This is a genomic window from Pseudomonas sp. NFACC39-1 (assembly GCF_900110355.1).
Taxonomy (GTDB): Bacteria; Pseudomonadota; Gammaproteobacteria; order Pseudomonadales; family Pseudomonadaceae; genus Aquipseudomonas; species Aquipseudomonas tehranensis.
Window position 1 is genome coordinate 60557 of the sequence record NZ_FODL01000009.1, and the last position, 16447, is coordinate 77003.

Below are 16447 nucleotides of genomic sequence, written 5' to 3' on the forward strand. Positions count from 1 at the left end.
GGGAGCAAGGCTTGCCCGCGATGGCGGTCAAGCTCGGATCCGTTACACTGGCCCCCACCAAATTCGACCGGGAGAGGGGCATGGGCTGGGATCGGGCAACGCCGTTCATTATTGATCTTCAAGTAAATGCCGAAGACATCGACGGGCTGGGCCACGCCAATAACGCGGTATACGTCACCTGGCTCGAGCGCTGTGCCTGGCGCCATTCCCAGCGCCTCGGGCTGGATCTGGTGGAGTATCGGCGGCTGGACCGGGCCATGGCGGTTGTGCGTCATGAGATCGATTACCTGGCGGCGGCCTACGAAGGTGACGAGCTGCAACTGGCTACCTGGATCGTCGACTGGGATCAGCGACTGAAGATGAATCGGCATTTCCAGCTGATTCGCCCCAGCGACAACACCACGTTGCTGCGCGCCCAGACCACCTTTGTTTGCATCGAACTGTCCACTGGCAGGCCTAAGCGCATGCCGCCGGAGTTCATCGAGGGTTATGGTCCTGCGCTGATGACATCCGGCATCCTCATCGACTGACCCACCGCTTTCGCGAGCAAGCCCGCTCCCACAGGGATTGGCGGTGGACTCCGATTCTGTGAACGCTCCGGAGCCCGCTCCCACAGGGGATTTGTGGTGAATGCCGGGTATGTGGGCAAAATCCGGTAAACTGCCGCACGTTTTTCGTTGAGTGTGTTTTTCCATGCAAATTGCCCTGGCGCCCATGGAGGGGTTGGTTGACAACATCCTGCGGGACGTTCTGACCCGTGTTGGCGGTATCGACTGGTGCGTGACCGAGTTCATTCGCATCAATGACCGTCTGCTCACACCGGCCTATTTCCACAAGCTTGCCCCTGAGCTGCTGACCGGAGCCCGGACCGCTGCCGGCGTGCCGCTGCGGGTGCAATTGCTGGGTTCCGATCCGGTGTGCCTGGCGGAGAACGCCGCATTGGCCTGCGAACTGGGTTCGCAGGTTATCGACCTGAACTTCGGCTGCCCGGCCAAGACTGTGAACAAATCACGGGGTGGGGCGGTGTTGCTCAAGGAGCCGGAGCTGCTCAACGAAATTGTCGAGCACGTGCGCCGCGCGGTGCCCAGGCACATTCCTGTCACCGCCAAGATGCGCCTGGGTTTCGACAGCCCGGATGGGGCGCTGGTGTGTGCCACGGCATTGGCCGAAGGGGGGGCGGCACACATTGTGGTGCATGCGCGGACCAAGACCGACGGCTATAAACCACCGGCCCACTGGGAGTGGATCCCGCGGGTTCAGGAAGTGGTCAAGGTCCCGGTGTTCGCCAACGGCGATATCTGGAGCGTCGAAGACTGGCGCCGCTGCCGCGAGATCAGCGGCGTGGAAGACATCATGCTCGGCCGTGGCCTCGTTTCCCGTCCTGATCTGGCCCGGCAGATCGCTGCGGCCAGGGCCGGGGAAGAGGTGATCGAGCTGTCCTGGGCCGAGTTACAACCCATGCTCCAGGACTTCTGGGTGCAGGTGGTCGAGCAATTGACCCCACGCCAGGCGCCCGGCCGGTTGAAGCAGTGGCTGGCAATGCTGACCCGTAATTACCCCGAAGCGGTGGAGCTGTTTACCGCCCTGCGCCGGGAAACCGACCTGGACGCGGTAGGCCGTTTGCTCGGCGTGCAGCGCACCGAAGCGGCCTGAAAAAAATTTCAAAACAACCTCTTGAAAAGTTTTTGGCGGTCCCTAGATAGGGATTACGCGATGCCGAATTCGGGTCGCGGAGACAAAAAACCTTGCTGAACTTTTCAGGAGATTTGAATCATGAGTACCGCATTTTCTCTGGCCCCTCTGTTCCGTTCCTCGGTGGGCTTCGACCGTTTCAACGACCTGTTCGAAACCGCCTTGCGCAACGAACCGGGCAGCAGCTATCCACCCTACAACGTGGAAAAACATGGCGATGACGAGTATCGCATCGTGGTCGCCGCCGCCGGGTTCCAGGAAGAAGACCTGGACCTGCAAGTGGAAAAAGGTGTGCTGACCATCAGCGGCGGTAAGCGCGAGGCGAGCAACGACAGCGTGACCTACCTGCACCAGGGTATCGCCCAGCGTGCGTTCAAGCTGTCCTTCCGGTTGGCCGATCATATCGAGATCAAATCCGCCGGCCTGAGCAACGGTCTGTTGAGCATCGACCTGTTGCGAGTGATCCCGGAAGAGGCGAAAGCCAAGCGCATCCCGATCAACGGGGCGCAGCAACAACCCGCGTTGCAAAATTGATGCATCGCAACTGAAGAAGGGCGCCCAATGGCGCCCTTCTTCGTTGTGGAATTACAGTGTGAAGATTCCATTGTGGCGAGGGGATTTATCCCCGTTGGGCTGCGAAGCGGCCCCAAAAACCAGCCGCCTCGGTATGTCAGGCGGGTCAGTGTCGTTCAATTTCTTTGGGGCTGCTTCGCAGCCCAACGGGGATAAATCCCCTCGCCACAGTGTCATTCCACAAGGGTTTGTTTCATAGCGGTATTACGGTAACAACCGCTCGAACGCTTCCAGCGGCAACGGCCGGCTGTGCAAGTAGCCTTGGTACAGATGGCAACCAAGCCCTTGCAGGAAGTGCAATTGCTCCAGGGTCTCCACGCCTTCGGCAATCACCTCCAGCTCAAGGCTGCGGGCCATGGCGACGATGGCGCGGATGATTTCGGTATCGTTGGGGTCGCTGGTGGCGTCGCGCACGAATGACTGATCGATTTTCAGGGTGTCCACCGGCAGGCGCTTGAGGTAGGTCAGCGACGAATAGCCGGTCCCGAAATCGTCCATGGCGAAGCTCACCCCTATTTTTTTCAGGCGACGCATCTTGGCGATGGTGTCGTCCAGGTTCTGGATCACGATGCCCTCGGTGATTTCCAGCTTGAGCATGGCGTTAGGCAGGCCATAGGTGGCGAGGCAGCTTTCGATGCGCTCGACAAAGTCGCTCTGGCGGAACTGCCGTGGGCTGATATTCACGCACAGGCTGAATTGCAGCGGATCGATCTTGCCCTTGGCGATCAGTTGTTTGAAGCCGTTGCAGGCCTCCTCGAGGATCCAGGTTCCGACCTCCAGGATCAGCCCGCTGTCCTCCAGCACTTTGATGAATTCATTCGGCGACTGGGCCCCCAATTCGGGGTGATGCCAGCGCACCAGCGTTTCAGCGCCGATGATGCGGTTGTCCCGGGCGTCGACCTGAGGTTGGAAATGAACGCTGAACTCCCCTCGGGCCAAGGCCTGGCGCAGGTCGGTTTCCATGCGCAGCCGTTCGCTGGCGGCTTTTTGCATGGTGCTATGGAACATTTGTGAGGTGTTGCGCCCCGAATCCTTGGCGCGGTACAGCGCAATGTCGGCGCGCTTGAGCAGGTCGGTGGGGGTGGAGCCATGGTCCGGGATCAGCGCCATGCCGATGCTCGGCGTGACCTGCAACCGTTGGCCATCGAGAAACATCGGCTCCGACAGTAATTCGCGCAGGGTGTCGGCCAGGTTCTGCACCTGTTGGCTGACTGCGTTGCGGGTGCCTTCCAGGCCGCTGAGCAGCACCACGAATTCGTCGCCGCCCAGCCTCGCCACGGTGTCTTCCAGGCGCACGCTGGCTTCCAGGCGCGCGGTGATGATTTTCAGCACCGTGTCGCCCACCGGGTGACCCAGGGAGTCGTTGATGTGCTTGAAGTGGTCCAGGTCCAGAAACAGCAGGGCGCCCCTCAGGTTATGGCGCTTGAGCAAGGCGATCTGCTGGCTCAGCCGATCCATCAGCAAGGCGCGGTTGGGCAGGTTGGTCAACGGATCGTGATAGGCCAGGTGGCGGATCTGTGCTTCGGCATTGCGCAACAGGCTCACGTCCCGGGCGGTCAGCAACAGGCAGGCCGTTTCATTGAGCATGATGGGTTCGACTGAGACCTCCACCGTGAGGATCTCTCCGCGTTTATTGCGCCCGAGCATTTCCTGGTGATGCACCCGGCCCTTGAGCTCCAGTTCGGCCAGCAGCGCCATGCGTTGTTTTTCTTCGGCCCAGATACCCACCTCGTAGACCGTGTGCCCGATCACTTCGTCGGCGCGGTAACCGGTCAGGCGGCAGAAGCCGTCATTGACTTCGAGGTAGCGACCGCTATCGCGTTCGGTAATGGTGATGGCGTCAGGGCTGGAATGGAAAGCCTTGGCGAATTTCTCCTCGCTGGCCTTGAGGGCCGCTTCGGAGCGCTGCTGCTGGGAGATGTCCCGCAGGGTGGTGACGATGCAGGGTTGGTTGCCGACATTGATCTGACGACTGGAAATGACGCATGTCAGCGGCTGGCCGTTTTTATGGTGGACGACGACGGCCACGTTGTTCAGGGAGCGCTCGCGTATGACCCTTTCGATGCGTTGCAGGCTGCTCCCCGAGGCATCCCACAGGCCAATTTCGTCGGCGCTCAGGCCGATCACATCGGTGGTTGACCAGCCGAAGGTCTGGGTGAAGCTGGAGTTGATTTCAATGAATCGGCCACTGTCCTGATGGGTGACGCAGATCGGGTCGGGACTGACTTGAAACAGCGTGGCGAATTTCTCTTCCGATGCCGCCAGGCTCTGTTCGCGTTCCACCTGGTCAGTGATATCCAGCAAGGTGCCGGCCATGCGCAACGGGCTGCCATCGTCGTTACGATAGAGGCGTGCGCGGCTCTCCAGGTAGCGGGAGCTGCCGTCCGGCATTTGTACGCGGTAGGTCAGTTGATAATTCCCCGCCGGGCCTTCCCGCAGGCTGCGGTAGGCGTTGCGCATGTTGTTGCGCTCGTCATCGGGCACCCCTTCGAAAAAAGCATCGAACGACTCGTGGAACGGCTTGGGCTCCAGGCCATGCAACTGCGCCGCTCGGGCCGAGCCATAGAGCATGCCGCTGGGAATATGCCAGTCCCAGGTGCCCAATTGCGCCGAGTCGAGGGCCAGATCGAGGCGTTCCTGGCTGTCCTTGAGGGCTTGTTCGGCGAGTTTGCGTTCGGTGGTGTCGAGGAAGGTGCTCAGCAGGTAGGGCTGGCCTTCCAGCTCGACCTTCTGGGCGCTCAGCAGGCCGCTGTGGATCTGACCATTGCTGGCTTGCAGCTCCACCTCCAAACTCGCTATTTCGCCATTGGCCTTGAGAGTCTCCACCAGTTTTGCCCGTTGCCCGGGGTCGACCCATAGGCCCAGCTCCAGCGTCGTACGGCCGATGATGTCGTGCAGCGGCCAGCCGAACAGACTTTCGAAGTACTGGTTGGCCTCGATGATCAGCCCGTCTTCCTGGCGGGTCAGCAGCACCATGTTCGGACATAGATGAAAGAGCGTGGCGAAGCGTTTTTCCGAGTTGCGCAGTGCCTGCTCCCGTTCGCGCTGGTGCGTGATCTCCCGGATCACTCCGATCATCCGCGGGCGGCCGTGTTTGTCGGGTAATACGCTGCCGTTGATTTCCAGCCAGTGCAGGCTGCCGTCGGGCCAGACGATGCGGTGGTGCATGGCCTGTTCCAGGGGCGCACCGGCCACTGCCGCATGAAAGGCGCGGATGGCCTTCGCCCGGTCTTGGGGGAGCAACAGGTCCAGATAGTCCACATCCGCCGGCAATGGCTGGCGCGGGTCGAAGCCGAACAGCGCCTGGGTGCCACGCGACCAACTGATCCGCCCGGTATCAATGTCCCACGACCAGGCTCCCAGCCGCGCGCCGTTCAGGGCGGCCAGCAACTGTGGGGCGCTGTCCCAGCTTTGCTCGGACCGTTTAGGGTCTAGCGCCTGAATGCGCGGCAGGGGCGGGAATTGGTCAGCGGATTTGGGCATTATCTCGCGAGCCTTGGGCAATTTGGGGCGTTGGGCGCAGGCGTTTCGGCTCTATAGGAGTAGCACAACCTATGCCCTTTTCCCTGGCAGATCGATTTGTGCGTCCAGTAAGGACATGAAAGCCCGTGCAGCATTCGACAGCGTCCGTTCGGTGTGCAAGATATAGCCTAGCTGGCGACTGAGCTGTATGCCTGGCAAAGGAATGCGTGCCACCTGGTCATCGAGCATGGTGCGTGGCAGGACGCTCCAGGCCAGGCCGATGGAGACCATCATTTTTATGGTTTCCAGATAATTCGTGCTCATGGCGATGTTCGGCGTCAGGCCCTGGGCTTCGAACAGGCGTTGAACAATGTGGTGGGTAAAGGTATTGCCGCCGGGGAAAACCGCCGGATGCAAGGCGATGTCCGCCAGGCTGACCGGGCCGTTGTCCAGCAGCGCGTGCTCCGGCGCCACCACGAAGTCCAGGGGGTCGTCCCACACCGGCGTGGCGCGCACCAGTGTGTGCGGCTCCGGGGCCAGGGTGATGACCGCCAGCTCCGCCCGACCGTGGAGAATTTCTTCGTAGGCCACTTCCGAATCCAGAAACTGAATATCCAGCGCCACCTGTGGGTAGCGTCGGGTGAACTCCCTCAATAGCGGGGGCAGTCGATGCAGGCCGATATGGTGGCTGGTGGCGAGCGTCAGGCGTCCGCTCACTTCACCGGTCAGGTTGGTCAGGGCGCGGCGGGTGTCATCCAGCACGTTAAGAATCTGATAGGCCCGTGGCAGAAGGGCTCGGCCGGCCTCGGTCAGGCCGACTTCTCGGCCGAGCCGATCGAAAAGACGCACTTTGAGCTGTTGCTCCAGCCCGGCGATACGCTTGCTGATGGCCGGCTGGGTCAGGTGCAGGCGTTCGCCGGCGCCGGAGAAACTGCCGGTCTCGGCGATGGCGATAAAGGCGTTGAGGCTGGCGAGGTCCATGGTCGTCCTGGTCGAATTCCAAATGGTTATGCAAAGCATGAAAAATATGAATTTGAGTTATTTAATGTAGCCTCATAAGATCAGCCTCACAAGCCAAGGGGTTATTGATTCATTCAGGACCCGGGGCATAGAAACAAGCTGATGAGGAACCGTCTGATGGCCGGCAAAACGCTCTACGACAAGCTCTGGGATTCGCATTTGGTCAAGCAGCGCGACGATGGTTCGGCGCTGATCTACATCGACCGTCACATCATTCACGAAGTGACTTCGCCGCAAGCCTTCGAAGGCCTGCGTCTGGCCGGGCGCAAGCCGTGGCGCATCGATGCCAATATCGCGACCCCGGACCACAACGTGCCGACCACACCGGAGCGCAAGGGCGGCATCGAAGCCATTGCCGATCAGGTGTCGCGCTTGCAGGTTCAGACCCTTGACGATAACTGTGACGAATACGGCATCGTTGAATTCAAGATGAATGATGTGCGCCAGGGCATCGTTCACGTCATCGGCCCGGAGCAGGGCGCGACCTTGCCCGGCATGACCGTGGTCTGCGGCGACTCCCACACCTCCACCCATGGCGCGTTTGGCGCCTTGGCCCACGGCATCGGCACCTCCGAGGTCGAGCACGTGCTCGCCACCCAGTGCCTGGTCGCCAAGAAAATGAAAAACATGCTGGTGCGCGTCGAGGGCAAGCTGCCGTTCGGCGTGACTGCCAAAGACATCGTCCTGGCCGTGATCGGCAAGATCGGTACCGCCGGTGGTAACGGCCATGCCATCGAGTTCGCCGGCAGCGCCATCCGCGATTTGTCCGTGGAAGGACGTATGACCATCTGCAACATGTCCATCGAAGCCGGCGCTCGTGTCGGGCTGGTGGCCGCCGATGAAAAAACCGTGGAATACGTCAAGGGTCGTCCGTTCGCCCCCAAAGGCGCCGAATGGGACATGGCGGTCGAAGCCTGGAAAGACCTGGTCTCCGACGCCGACGCCAAGTTCGACACGGTGATAGAGCTCGACGCGACCCAGATCAAGCCGCAAGTCAGTTGGGGCACTTCCCCGGAAATGGTCCTGGCCGTGGACCAGAACGTGCCCGATCCTGCCAAGGAGATGGATCTGGTCAAGCGCGACTCCATCGTCCGAGCCCTGAAATACATGGGTTTGAGTGCCAACCAGGCGATCACCGACATTCAGCTCGATCGCGTGTTCATTGGCTCCTGCACCAACTCGCGGATCGAAGACCTGCGCGCAGCGGCGGTGATCGCCAAGGGCCGCAAAGTCGCCTCGACCATCAAGCAAGCCATCGTGGTGCCAGGCTCAGGCCTGGTGAAGGCCCAGGCGGAAGCTGAAGGTCTGGACAAGATTTTCCTCGAGGCCGGTTTCGAATGGCGCGAGCCTGGGTGCTCGATGTGCCTGGCGATGAACCCGGACCGTTTGGAGTCGGGCGAACATTGCGCCTCCACCTCCAACCGTAACTTCGAAGGCCGTCAGGGCGCCGGTGGCCGCACGCATCTGGTCAGCCCGGCCATGGCCGCCGCGGCCGCCGTCAACGGCCGTTTCGTCGACGTCCGTGAACTGATCTGAAGGAGCGCAGCATGAAAGCTTTTACCCAGCACACTGGTCTTGTCGCGCCTTTGGATCGTGCCAACGTCGACACCGACCAGATCATCCCCAAGCAGTTTTTGAAGTCGATCAAGCGCACCGGTTTCGGCCCGAACCTGTTTGACGAGTGGCGCTACCTGGACGTGGGCCAGCCGTACCAGGACAACTCCAAGCGCCCGTTGAACAAGGATTTCGTGCTCAACGCCGAACGTTACCAAGGCGCCAGCGTGTTGCTGGCCCGCGAAAACTTCGGCTGCGGTTCCAGTCGCGAACACGCGCCATGGGCCCTGGAAGAGTACGGCTTTCGCAGCATCATTGCGCCGAGCTACGCCGACATCTTCTTCAACAACAGCTTCAAGAACGGTTTGCTGCCGATCATCCTCAGCGATGCTGAAGTAGATGAGCTGTTCCAGCAGGTCGAAGCCAACCCCGGCTATCAACTGCAGATCGACCTGGCCGCCCAGACCGTGACCCGTCCGGACGGCAAGGTGTTGAATTTCGAGATCGATGCATTCCGCAAGCACTGCCTGCTCAACGGTCTGGACGACATCGGCCTGACCTTGCAGGACGGCGAGGCGATTGCCGCGTTCGAGGCCAAGCACCGTGCGAGCCAGCCTTGGTTGTTTCGCGATGCTTGATGGATTGATATAGGCAGTACCGGCCTCATCGCGAGCAGGATCGCTCCCACAGGGTTTGTGGGCGCCGTCAGTCCAATGTGGGAGCCTGCTCGCGATGAGGCCAGAACAGACACCGCAAAAAGGAAGTCCCCATGACCACCACCGCCCACAGTCAGGTCGTACAAAAGCAATTCGGCGAACAGGCCTCGGCCTATCTGAGCAGTGCCGTGCACGCCCAGGGCACCGAGTTCGCGCTGCTCCAGGCTGAGTTGACAGGTCATGGCGATGCCCGGGTGCTGGACCTGGGCTGCGGCGCCGGGCACGTGAGTTTCCATGTCGCGCCGCTGGCCGGTGAAGTGGTGGCCTATGACTTGTCCCAGCAAATGCTTGACGTCGTGGCCGCTGCGGCGGTGGATCGTGGCCTGAGTAACATCACCACGGTGTGCGGCGCTGCCGAACGCCTGCCGTTCGCTGACGCTGAGTTCGACTTCGTGTTCAGCCGCTATTCGGCGCATCATTGGAGCGATCTGGGCCTGGCGCTGCGGGAAGTGCGCCGGGTGCTCAAGCCGGGTGGAGTGGCGGCGTTCATTGATGTCCTGTCACCCGGCATACCGCTGCTGGACACGTACCTGCAAAGCGTTGAGGTGCTGCGTGACACCAGTCATGTTCGCGATTATTCGGCCGGCGAGTGGTTGCGCCAGGTCAGCGAGGCGGGGTTGCATACCCGCAGCACCACGCGCCAGCGTCTGCGCCTGGAGTACCAGTCGTGGGTCGAGCGCATGCGCACCCCCGAAGTGATGCGTGGGGCGATCCGTGAGCTGCAGCGCTCGATGGGTGTTGAGGTGCGTGAGTATTTTGAGATTGAGGCCGATGGTTCGTTCAGTACAGACGTACTGGTGCTGTGGGCCGAGCGGTAGCACTTTTTCCGACCCGTCCAAGCGCGGGCCGACAGAGCAAACGAGGAAAACATGAGCAAGCAGATTCTGATTCTCCCAGGCGACGGTATTGGCCCGGAAATCATGGCCGAAGCGGTCAAGGTCCTGGAGCTGGCGAACGACAAGTACGGCCTGGGCTTTGAACTCAGCCACGATGTGATCGGCGGCGCTGCGATCGACAAACACGGCGTCCCCCTGGCCGATGAAACCCTGGATCGCGCCCGTGCCGCCGATGCCGTACTGCTGGGCGCCGTGGGCGGCCCGAAATGGGACAAGATCGAGCGCGACATCCGTCCTGAGCGCGGCCTGTTGAAGATCCGTGCGCAACTGGGCCTGTTCGGCAATCTGCGTCCGGCGATCCTCTACCCGCAACTGGCCGACGCTTCGAGCCTGAAGCCGGAAATCGTTTCGGGCCTGGACATCCTCATCGTTCGTGAACTGACCGGCGGTATCTACTTCGGCGCCCCGCGCGGCACCCGTGAGCTGGATAATGGCGAGCGTCAGGCCTACGACACCTTGCCGTACAGCGAGAGCGAAATCCGCCGTATCGCCCGGGTCGGTTTTGACATGGCACGGGTGCGCGGCAAAAAGCTGTGCTCGGTGGACAAGGCGAACGTCCTGGCTTCCAGCCAACTGTGGCGCGAAGTGGTCGAGCAGGTGGCCAAGGATTACCCGGACATCGAACTGAGCCACATGTACGTTGATAACGCCGCCATGCAACTGGTGCGCGCGCCCAAGCAGTTCGACGTGATCGTCACCGACAACATGTTCGGTGACATCCTGTCCGATGAAGCATCGATGCTCACCGGCTCCATCGGCATGCTGCCGTCGGCCTCCCTGGATGCCAACAACAAAGGCATGTACGAGCCATGTCACGGTTCGGCGCCGGACATTGCCGGGCAGGGCATTGCCAACCCGTTGGCAACCATCCTGTCGGTGTCGATGATGCTGCGCTACAGCTTCAGTCTCAATGACGCGGCTGATGCCATCGAGAAGGCGGTCAGCGTGGTATTGGATCAAGGTTTGCGCACGGGCGACATCTGGTCGACCGGTTGTACCAAAGTCGGTACGCAGCAAATGGGCGATGCAGTAGTCGCCGCGTTGCGTAATCTGTAATCTTTGCGGCCCACCGCTTCGACGGTGGCCCACTTTTGTATAGGTGTAGTTGCGATGAAACGTGTAGGTCTGATCGGTTGGCGCGGCATGGTCGGTTCCGTGCTCATGCAGCGAATGCTGGAAGAGCAGGATTTCGATCTCATTGAACCGGTGTTTTTCACCACTTCCAATGTCGGTGGCCAGGGCCCGTCCGTGGGCAAGGACACCGGTGCGCTCAAGGATGCCTACAGCATTGACGAGCTCAAGACCCTCGACGTGATCCTGACCTGTCAGGGTGGCGACTACACCAGCGAAGTCTTCCCGAAACTGCGTGAAGCCGGCTGGCAGGGTTACTGGATCGACGCCGCCTCCAGCCTGCGCATGCAGGACGACGCGGTGATCATCCTCGACCCGGTGAACCGCAAGGTCATCGACCAGCAACTGGACGCGGGCACCAAGAACTACATTGGCGGCAACTGCACCGTCAGCCTGATGCTGATGGGCCTGGGCGGTCTGTTCGAAGCCGGTCTGGTGGAATGGATGAGCGCCATGACCTATCAGGCGGCCTCCGGGGCCGGCGCGCAGAATATGCGTGAACTGATCAAGCAAATGGGTGCGACCCACGCCGCTGTCGCCGATGACTTGGCCAACCCGGCCAGCGCCATCCTGGACATCGACCGCAAGGTCGCCGAGGCGATGCGCAGCGATGCGTACCCGACCGAGAACTTCGGCGTGCCGCTGGCCGGCAGCCTGATCCCTTGGATCGACAAGGAACTGCCGAACGGCCAGAGCCGTGAAGAGTGGAAGGCCCAGGCCGAAACCAACAAGATCCTCGGTCGCTTCAAGAGCCCGATCCCGGTGGACGGCATCTGCGTGCGCATCGGCGCCATGCGCTGCCACAGCCAGGCGCTGACCATCAAGTTGAACAAAGACGTGCCGATCGCCGACATCGAAGGGCTGATCAGCCAGCACAACCCTTGGGTCAAGCTGGTGCCGAACAACCGCGAAATCAGCATGCAGGAGCTGAGCCCGACCAAGGTCACCGGCACCTTGAACGTACCGGTGGGTCGTCTGCGCAAGTTGAACATGGGCTCGCAATTCGTCGGTGCCTTCACCGTCGGCGACCAGTTGCTGTGGGGCGCGGCCGAACCGCTGCGTCGCATGCTGCGGATTCTGCTCGAACGCTGATCGGTCACTGCTGTGAAAGAACCCGTGCCTTGTGAGAGGTGCGGGTTTTTTATGGAAACGGTGTCGTCCGTGACATCGCCATCGCGAGCAGGCTCGCTCCCACAGTGGATTTTCAGTGGCCGCAAAACCTGTGGGAGCGAGCCTGCTCGCGATGGGGCCAGTACAACCACTGCAAATCTCCCAGCCAATTGCCTGCATACCCCCCACCCGGTAAAGTGCCGCTCCCCACGTTTTACCTGAGGTAGACCCATGAGCCAGTCCTTTGATATTGCCGTGATCGGCGCCACCGGTACTGTCGGCGAAACCCTTGTCCAGATTCTCGAAGAGCGTGACTTCCCGATCGGCAACCTGCACCTGCTGGCCAGCAGCGAGTCGGCAGGAAGCTCGGTAATGTTTCGCGGCAAAAATGTGCGGGTGCGCGAAGTCGACGAATTTGATTTCGGCAAAGTCCAACTGGTGTTTTTTGCCGCCGGCCCGGCGGTGACCCTGAGCTTCGCCCCGCGCGCCACGGCGGCCGGTTGCGCGTTGATTGACCTGTCTGGCGCCCTGCCGGCTGAGCAGGCGCCGCAGATCGTGCCGGAAGCCAACGCCGGGCTGCTGGCGGGTCTGAGCAAGCCGTTTCAAGTCAGCAGCCCCAGTGCGTCGGCGACCGCGCTGGCCGTGGTGCTGGCGCCGCTGCGCCAATGCCTGGAGTTGCAGCGCATCAGCTTGACCGCCAGCCTCGCTGTGTCCGCTCAGGGCCGCGCCGCCGTCAGTGAACTGGCCCGCCAGACCGCCGAGTTGCTTAACGCGCGTCCCCTTGAGCCGAAATTTTTCGATCGGCAGATGGCGTTCAACCTGCTGGCTCAGGTGGGTACTCCGGACGAGCAGGGTCACACGCTGTTGGAAAAGCGTCTGGTGCGCGAATTGCGTCAGGTGCTGGAACAGCCTTCGTTAAAGATTTCCGTCACTTGCATTCAAGCCCCGGTGTTTTTTGGCGATAGCTTTAGCGTGACTGTGCAGGCAGCCAACGTCGTCGACCTGGCGAAAGTCAACGCAGTCCTGGAAGCGGCACCCGGCATCGAGCTGGTGGAGGCGGGCGATTACCCGACCCCGGTGGGCGATGCGGTAGGGCAGGATGTAGTCTACGTTGGACGTGTGCGCGGGGGGATCGATGACCCGGCGGAACTAAATATGTGGCTGACGTCAGATAACGTACGCAAGGGCGCGGCGCTCAATGCTGTGCAAGTGGCTGAGTTGTTGATAAAAGACCTGCTGTAAAAGATACTTGGCAACAATTTGTCGAATGATTCTAGCTGGGCGCTATGCTTGGCCAGAGTGCTGAAGGCGAACCTCCCTCTCGGGGCTTTCCCCGAGCATGAGTGAAACGATCGCGCGCGCCGTTGCTTCGGGGTGGCGCGCAATGCCTTACGGCAGCGGCATCAACACCTTCTCGCTGGCCGAGGAATGTTCAAACAAAGGAAGAGGCTATGGTTCAAGTTCGCAAACTGGTGTTAGCAATAGCGGCCGCCTCGGCGCTGTCCTCCGGTATGGCGCAAGCGCTCGGGCTCGGGGAATTGACCCTGAAGTCGCCGCCGAACCAGCCTCTGGTCGCCGAGATCGAGCTGCTCGACGTCCAGCAATTGACGGCCGCTGAAGTCGTGCCGAGCCTGGCCTCGCCCGAGGAGTTTGCCAAGGCCGGGATCGACCGCCAGGCCTTTCTCAGTGACCTGAGCTTCACCCCGGTAATCAATGCCAATGGCAAGAGCGTCCTGCGGGTGACTTCCAGTCAGCCGCTGTCGGAGCCGATGGTCAAGTTCCTGGTGCAGGTGATGTGGCCCAATGGCCGCCTGCTGCGCGACTACAGTGTGTTGATCGACCCTTCCAAATTCTCCCCCCAGGCGGCTGACGCCGCCCGGACGAAGCCGTCCCAGGTCGTCTCCACGCCGGTGACGGGCGCCACCAAGCCCTCCCAATACACCACCACGCCGCGCGATACCCTTTGGGAAATTGCCGCCAAGGTGCGCAACGGTGGGTCCATCCAGCAAACCATGCTGGCGATCCAGGCGTTGAACCCGGACGCATTCATCAACGGCAACATCAATCTGCTCAAGACCGGTAAGGTATTGCGTCTGCCGGACCCGGTGCAAAGCACCGCGTTGCCGCAACCCCAGGCTATCGCTGAAGTGGCTGCGCAGAATGCCGCTTGGCGCCAGGGGCGGCGGGGCGTTGCGCGTTCCGGCCAGCAGCAGTTGGACGGTACCAAGCGTGGTGGCAGTCAAACTGCACCGGCCCAGGCGGCCGCTCGCGATAATCTGAGTCTGGTCTCCGCCGAGGCCGCAAAGGCCGGCGCCAAAGGCGCCGCCGGCGATGCCCAGGCCCTGAGCAACAAGCTTGCGGTCACCCAGGAAAGCCTCGATTCGGCTCGCCGCGACAATGAAGAACTCAAAAGCCGCATGGCGGATCTGCAGAGCCAACTGGACAAGCTGCAACGCCTGATCGAACTCAAGAACAATCAACTGGCCAAAATGCAGGCTGATGGTGTCGCCGTACCCCCGGCCGACGAGTCGGCCCCGGCGATGTCGGCAGAGTTGACACCGGATCCAACGGCGCAAGCCCCCGCGCCTGAAGCGACGCCGCCCGCGACTCCCGTGGAGCCAGCCCCGGCCGCGTCCAGCGAACAAAAGTACAACGATCTGCTGACCAACCCGATCCTGTTGGGCCTGGTCGGCGGTGGCGCGTTGGTCCTGCTGTTGCTGCTGTTGTTGCTGGCTCGTCGCCGCAAGGCACAACTGGAAGCCGAAAAGCACTTGCGCATGGCCCGAGCCCTCGAGGAGGAGGCTGACTTCTCCCCGGAGCTCGATCTGCCCCCGAGCAGCTTCGAGGGCATTGAAGTTCCACCGCCAAGCGTAAAACTCGAACCAAAACCCGCTCCCGCACCTGCGCCCAAGCCAGCCCCGGTGATTGCGCCCGTGATTGTCACGCCGCCGATCGCCGCGCCATTGGTGGCTCCGGCTGCCGAGCGTTCCGACGATGTGCTGGGTCAGGCCCAGTCCCACATTGATCGTGGTCGTTTGAATCAGGCTGCCGATCTGCTTGAGCAGGGCATCAAGGCCGAGCCTCAACGCAGTGACCTGCGTCTGAAGTTGATGGAAGTCTACGGTCAGCAGGGCGACCGCGACGCCTTTGTTGCGCAAGAGCGTCAACTGGTGGCCAACGGCGAAAACTATGCCCAGGTTGAACAGCTCAAAAGCCGTTTCCCGGCCATGGTGGTCGCCACCACTGCCGGCCTGGCCGCCGCGGCAGTCGCTGCCGAGCTGGACGCCCAGTACGTCAAGGATTTGCTGGAAGACACGCCGCCGACCGATGATGAGCTCGACAGCGCCTTCGACCTGAGCCTTGAGGATCTGGAAGCCGCACCGGCAACGCCAGAGCCAGAGCCTGTCGTCGAGCTGGATGCATTTCCGTCCGATGATGACCTGGACTTCGAATCGTTGCTCAAGCAGCAGACCGAGGCCAATGAAAGCCTGGATGACCTGTCGGAATTCGACCTTGACCTGGGCGCCGACGCCCCGACGCCGACGCCGGTCCTGGCCGACGAAGACTTCCTGTTGGACCTGGATGACGACCTCAAGGGCCTGGATGAGCCTGCCGCCCAAACCCCTGCTGTGGCCGACACCCCGTCGGATGACCTTGAGCTGCCGGAAGACTTCGACCTGTCCCTGGCCGATGAAATGGACGTGCAAGACAAACCCAAGGACGCCTTCGAGTCCGAACTGGACGATGTCAACGCCGAGCTTGAACGCCTGTCCGACACCCTCGCTCAGCCGACTTTTACCGCTGAAGACGCGTTGGCCAGTGCCGACGATGAGCCGGATTTCGACTTCCTCAGCGGCACCGATGAAGTGGCGACCAAGCTCGATCTGGCCCAGGCTTACATCGACATGGGTGACAACGACGGCGCCCGGGATATCCTCGGCGAAGTCCTCAGTGAAGGCGACGCCACGCAAAAGAGCGAGGCGCAGGAAATGTTATCGCGCCTGGCCTGAGGTCATCGGGTAAACAAAGCGGCAGCCAGTGAGGCTGCCGTTTTTGTTTGGGACAGGGGGAGGTAATGGTGTTTGGGCTGGCCCCATCGCGAGCAGGCTTGCTCCCACAAGGGATTGGGGGGCAGCGCAGGCTCCATGAACCCCGAGCCCCCCCTGTGGAGCCGAGCTTGCTCGCGATGACGGCGGCATATTCAACATCTTCGCAAGCTGACACACCGCTATCGCGAGCAAGCTCAGCTCCCACAGGGATTTGTGCTTGGGCACAGGATTTGTGAATACCCGA

At 61.5% G+C, this 16447-nt stretch carries 12 protein-coding genes; 10 read left to right on the forward strand and 2 right to left on the reverse strand.

Annotated features, from left to right (window positions below; all coding sequences use genetic code 11):
- Positions 1 to 80 precede the first annotated feature (80 nt).
- From BMY45_RS19465 to BMY45_RS19475, 3 genes are all read left to right on the forward strand, one after another.
- Positions 81 to 530, forward strand: coding sequence for an acyl-CoA thioesterase (locus BMY45_RS19465; protein ID WP_047229251.1), 450 nt, complete (start codon positions 81 to 83; stop codon positions 528 to 530).
- Positions 531 to 693: 163 nt separating this feature from the next.
- Positions 694 to 1653, forward strand: coding sequence for a tRNA dihydrouridine synthase (locus tag BMY45_RS19470; protein WP_092400391.1), 960 nt, complete (start codon positions 694 to 696; stop codon positions 1651 to 1653).
- A gap of 120 nt (positions 1654 to 1773) precedes the next feature.
- Positions 1774 to 2226 carry an Hsp20 family protein gene (locus BMY45_RS19475; protein WP_003203872.1) on the forward strand — a complete coding sequence of 151 codons (453 nt, stop codon included), beginning with the start codon at positions 1774 to 1776 and terminating at the stop codon, positions 2224 to 2226.
- 243 nt (positions 2227 to 2469) lie between these two features.
- On the opposite strand, the gene BMY45_RS19480 is transcribed toward BMY45_RS19475, so the two are convergent.
- Both BMY45_RS19480 and BMY45_RS19485 read right to left on the reverse strand, forming a co-directional pair.
- The gene (locus BMY45_RS19480; RefSeq protein WP_092400393.1) at positions 2470 to 5748 is read right to left on the reverse strand and encodes an EAL domain-containing protein; all 3279 of its coding nucleotides are present in this window, start codon (positions 5746 to 5748) and stop codon (positions 2470 to 2472) included.
- Between the two features lie 69 nt (positions 5749 to 5817).
- Positions 5818 to 6708 carry a LysR family transcriptional regulator gene (locus BMY45_RS19485; RefSeq protein WP_092400395.1) on the reverse strand — a complete coding sequence of 297 codons (891 nt, stop codon included), beginning with the start codon at positions 6706 to 6708 and terminating at the stop codon, positions 5818 to 5820.
- A gap of 156 nt (positions 6709 to 6864) precedes the next feature.
- Between BMY45_RS19485 and leuC the strand changes: the two genes are divergently transcribed.
- The 7 genes from leuC (at position 6865) to BMY45_RS19520 (ending at position 16164) form a co-directional block, all read left to right on the forward strand.
- A complete protein-coding gene (gene leuC, locus BMY45_RS19490; protein WP_092400397.1) occupies positions 6865 to 8283 on the forward strand; it encodes a 3-isopropylmalate dehydratase large subunit in 1419 nt (472 codons plus the stop codon).
- A gap of 11 nt (positions 8284 to 8294) precedes the next feature.
- Positions 8295 to 8939, forward strand: a complete 645-nt coding sequence (gene leuD, locus BMY45_RS19495) for a 3-isopropylmalate dehydratase small subunit (protein ID WP_092400399.1) — start codon at positions 8295 to 8297, stop codon at positions 8937 to 8939.
- A 131-nt stretch (positions 8940 to 9070) separates the two neighbouring features.
- Positions 9071 to 9835 carry a class I SAM-dependent methyltransferase gene (locus tag BMY45_RS19500; RefSeq protein WP_092400401.1) on the forward strand — a complete coding sequence of 255 codons (765 nt, stop codon included), beginning with the start codon at positions 9071 to 9073 and terminating at the stop codon, positions 9833 to 9835.
- 51 nt (positions 9836 to 9886) lie between these two features.
- The gene (gene leuB / locus BMY45_RS19505; protein ID WP_047229243.1) at positions 9887 to 10969 is read left to right on the forward strand and encodes a 3-isopropylmalate dehydrogenase; all 1083 of its coding nucleotides are present in this window, start codon (positions 9887 to 9889) and stop codon (positions 10967 to 10969) included.
- 54 nt (positions 10970 to 11023) lie between these two features.
- Complete coding sequence (gene asd, locus BMY45_RS19510) at positions 11024 to 12136, forward strand: aspartate-semialdehyde dehydrogenase (RefSeq protein ID WP_047229242.1); 1113 nt, start codon at positions 11024 to 11026, stop codon at positions 12134 to 12136.
- 249 nt (positions 12137 to 12385) lie between these two features.
- Positions 12386 to 13396 carry an aspartate-semialdehyde dehydrogenase gene (locus tag BMY45_RS19515; protein WP_092400403.1) on the forward strand — a complete coding sequence of 337 codons (1011 nt, stop codon included), beginning with the start codon at positions 12386 to 12388 and terminating at the stop codon, positions 13394 to 13396.
- A 209-nt stretch (positions 13397 to 13605) separates the two neighbouring features.
- Positions 13606 to 16164 carry a FimV/HubP family polar landmark protein gene (locus BMY45_RS19520; protein WP_092400405.1) on the forward strand — a complete coding sequence of 853 codons (2559 nt, stop codon included), beginning with the start codon at positions 13606 to 13608 and terminating at the stop codon, positions 16162 to 16164.
- Positions 16165 to 16447: the final 283 nt, after the last annotated feature.

Bases quoted from the DNA above. Each gene is read 5' to 3' on its own strand.
- BMY45_RS19465 (WP_047229251.1), top strand. From the start codon at position 81: ATGGGCTGGGATCGGGCAACGCCGTTCATTATTGATCTTCAAGTAAAT.
- BMY45_RS19470 (WP_092400391.1), top strand. From the start codon at position 694: ATGCAAATTGCCCTGGCGCCCATGGAGGGGTTGGTTGACAACATCCTG.
- BMY45_RS19475 (WP_003203872.1), top strand. From the start codon at position 1,774: ATGAGTACCGCATTTTCTCTGGCCCCTCTGTTCCGTTCCTCGGTGGGC.
- BMY45_RS19480 (WP_092400393.1), bottom strand. From the start codon at position 5,748: ATGCCCAAATCCGCTGACCAATTCCCGCCCCTGCCGCGCATTCAGGCG.
- BMY45_RS19485 (WP_092400395.1), bottom strand. From the start codon at position 6,708: ATGGACCTCGCCAGCCTCAACGCCTTTATCGCCATCGCCGAGACCGGC.
- leuC (WP_092400397.1), top strand. From the start codon at position 6,865: ATGGCCGGCAAAACGCTCTACGACAAGCTCTGGGATTCGCATTTGGTC.
- leuD (WP_092400399.1), top strand. From the start codon at position 8,295: ATGAAAGCTTTTACCCAGCACACTGGTCTTGTCGCGCCTTTGGATCGT.
- BMY45_RS19500 (WP_092400401.1), top strand. From the start codon at position 9,071: ATGACCACCACCGCCCACAGTCAGGTCGTACAAAAGCAATTCGGCGAA.
- leuB (WP_047229243.1), top strand. From the start codon at position 9,887: ATGAGCAAGCAGATTCTGATTCTCCCAGGCGACGGTATTGGCCCGGAA.
- asd (WP_047229242.1), top strand. From the start codon at position 11,024: ATGAAACGTGTAGGTCTGATCGGTTGGCGCGGCATGGTCGGTTCCGTG.
- BMY45_RS19515 (WP_092400403.1), top strand. From the start codon at position 12,386: ATGAGCCAGTCCTTTGATATTGCCGTGATCGGCGCCACCGGTACTGTC.
- BMY45_RS19520 (WP_092400405.1), top strand. From the start codon at position 13,606: ATGGTTCAAGTTCGCAAACTGGTGTTAGCAATAGCGGCCGCCTCGGCG.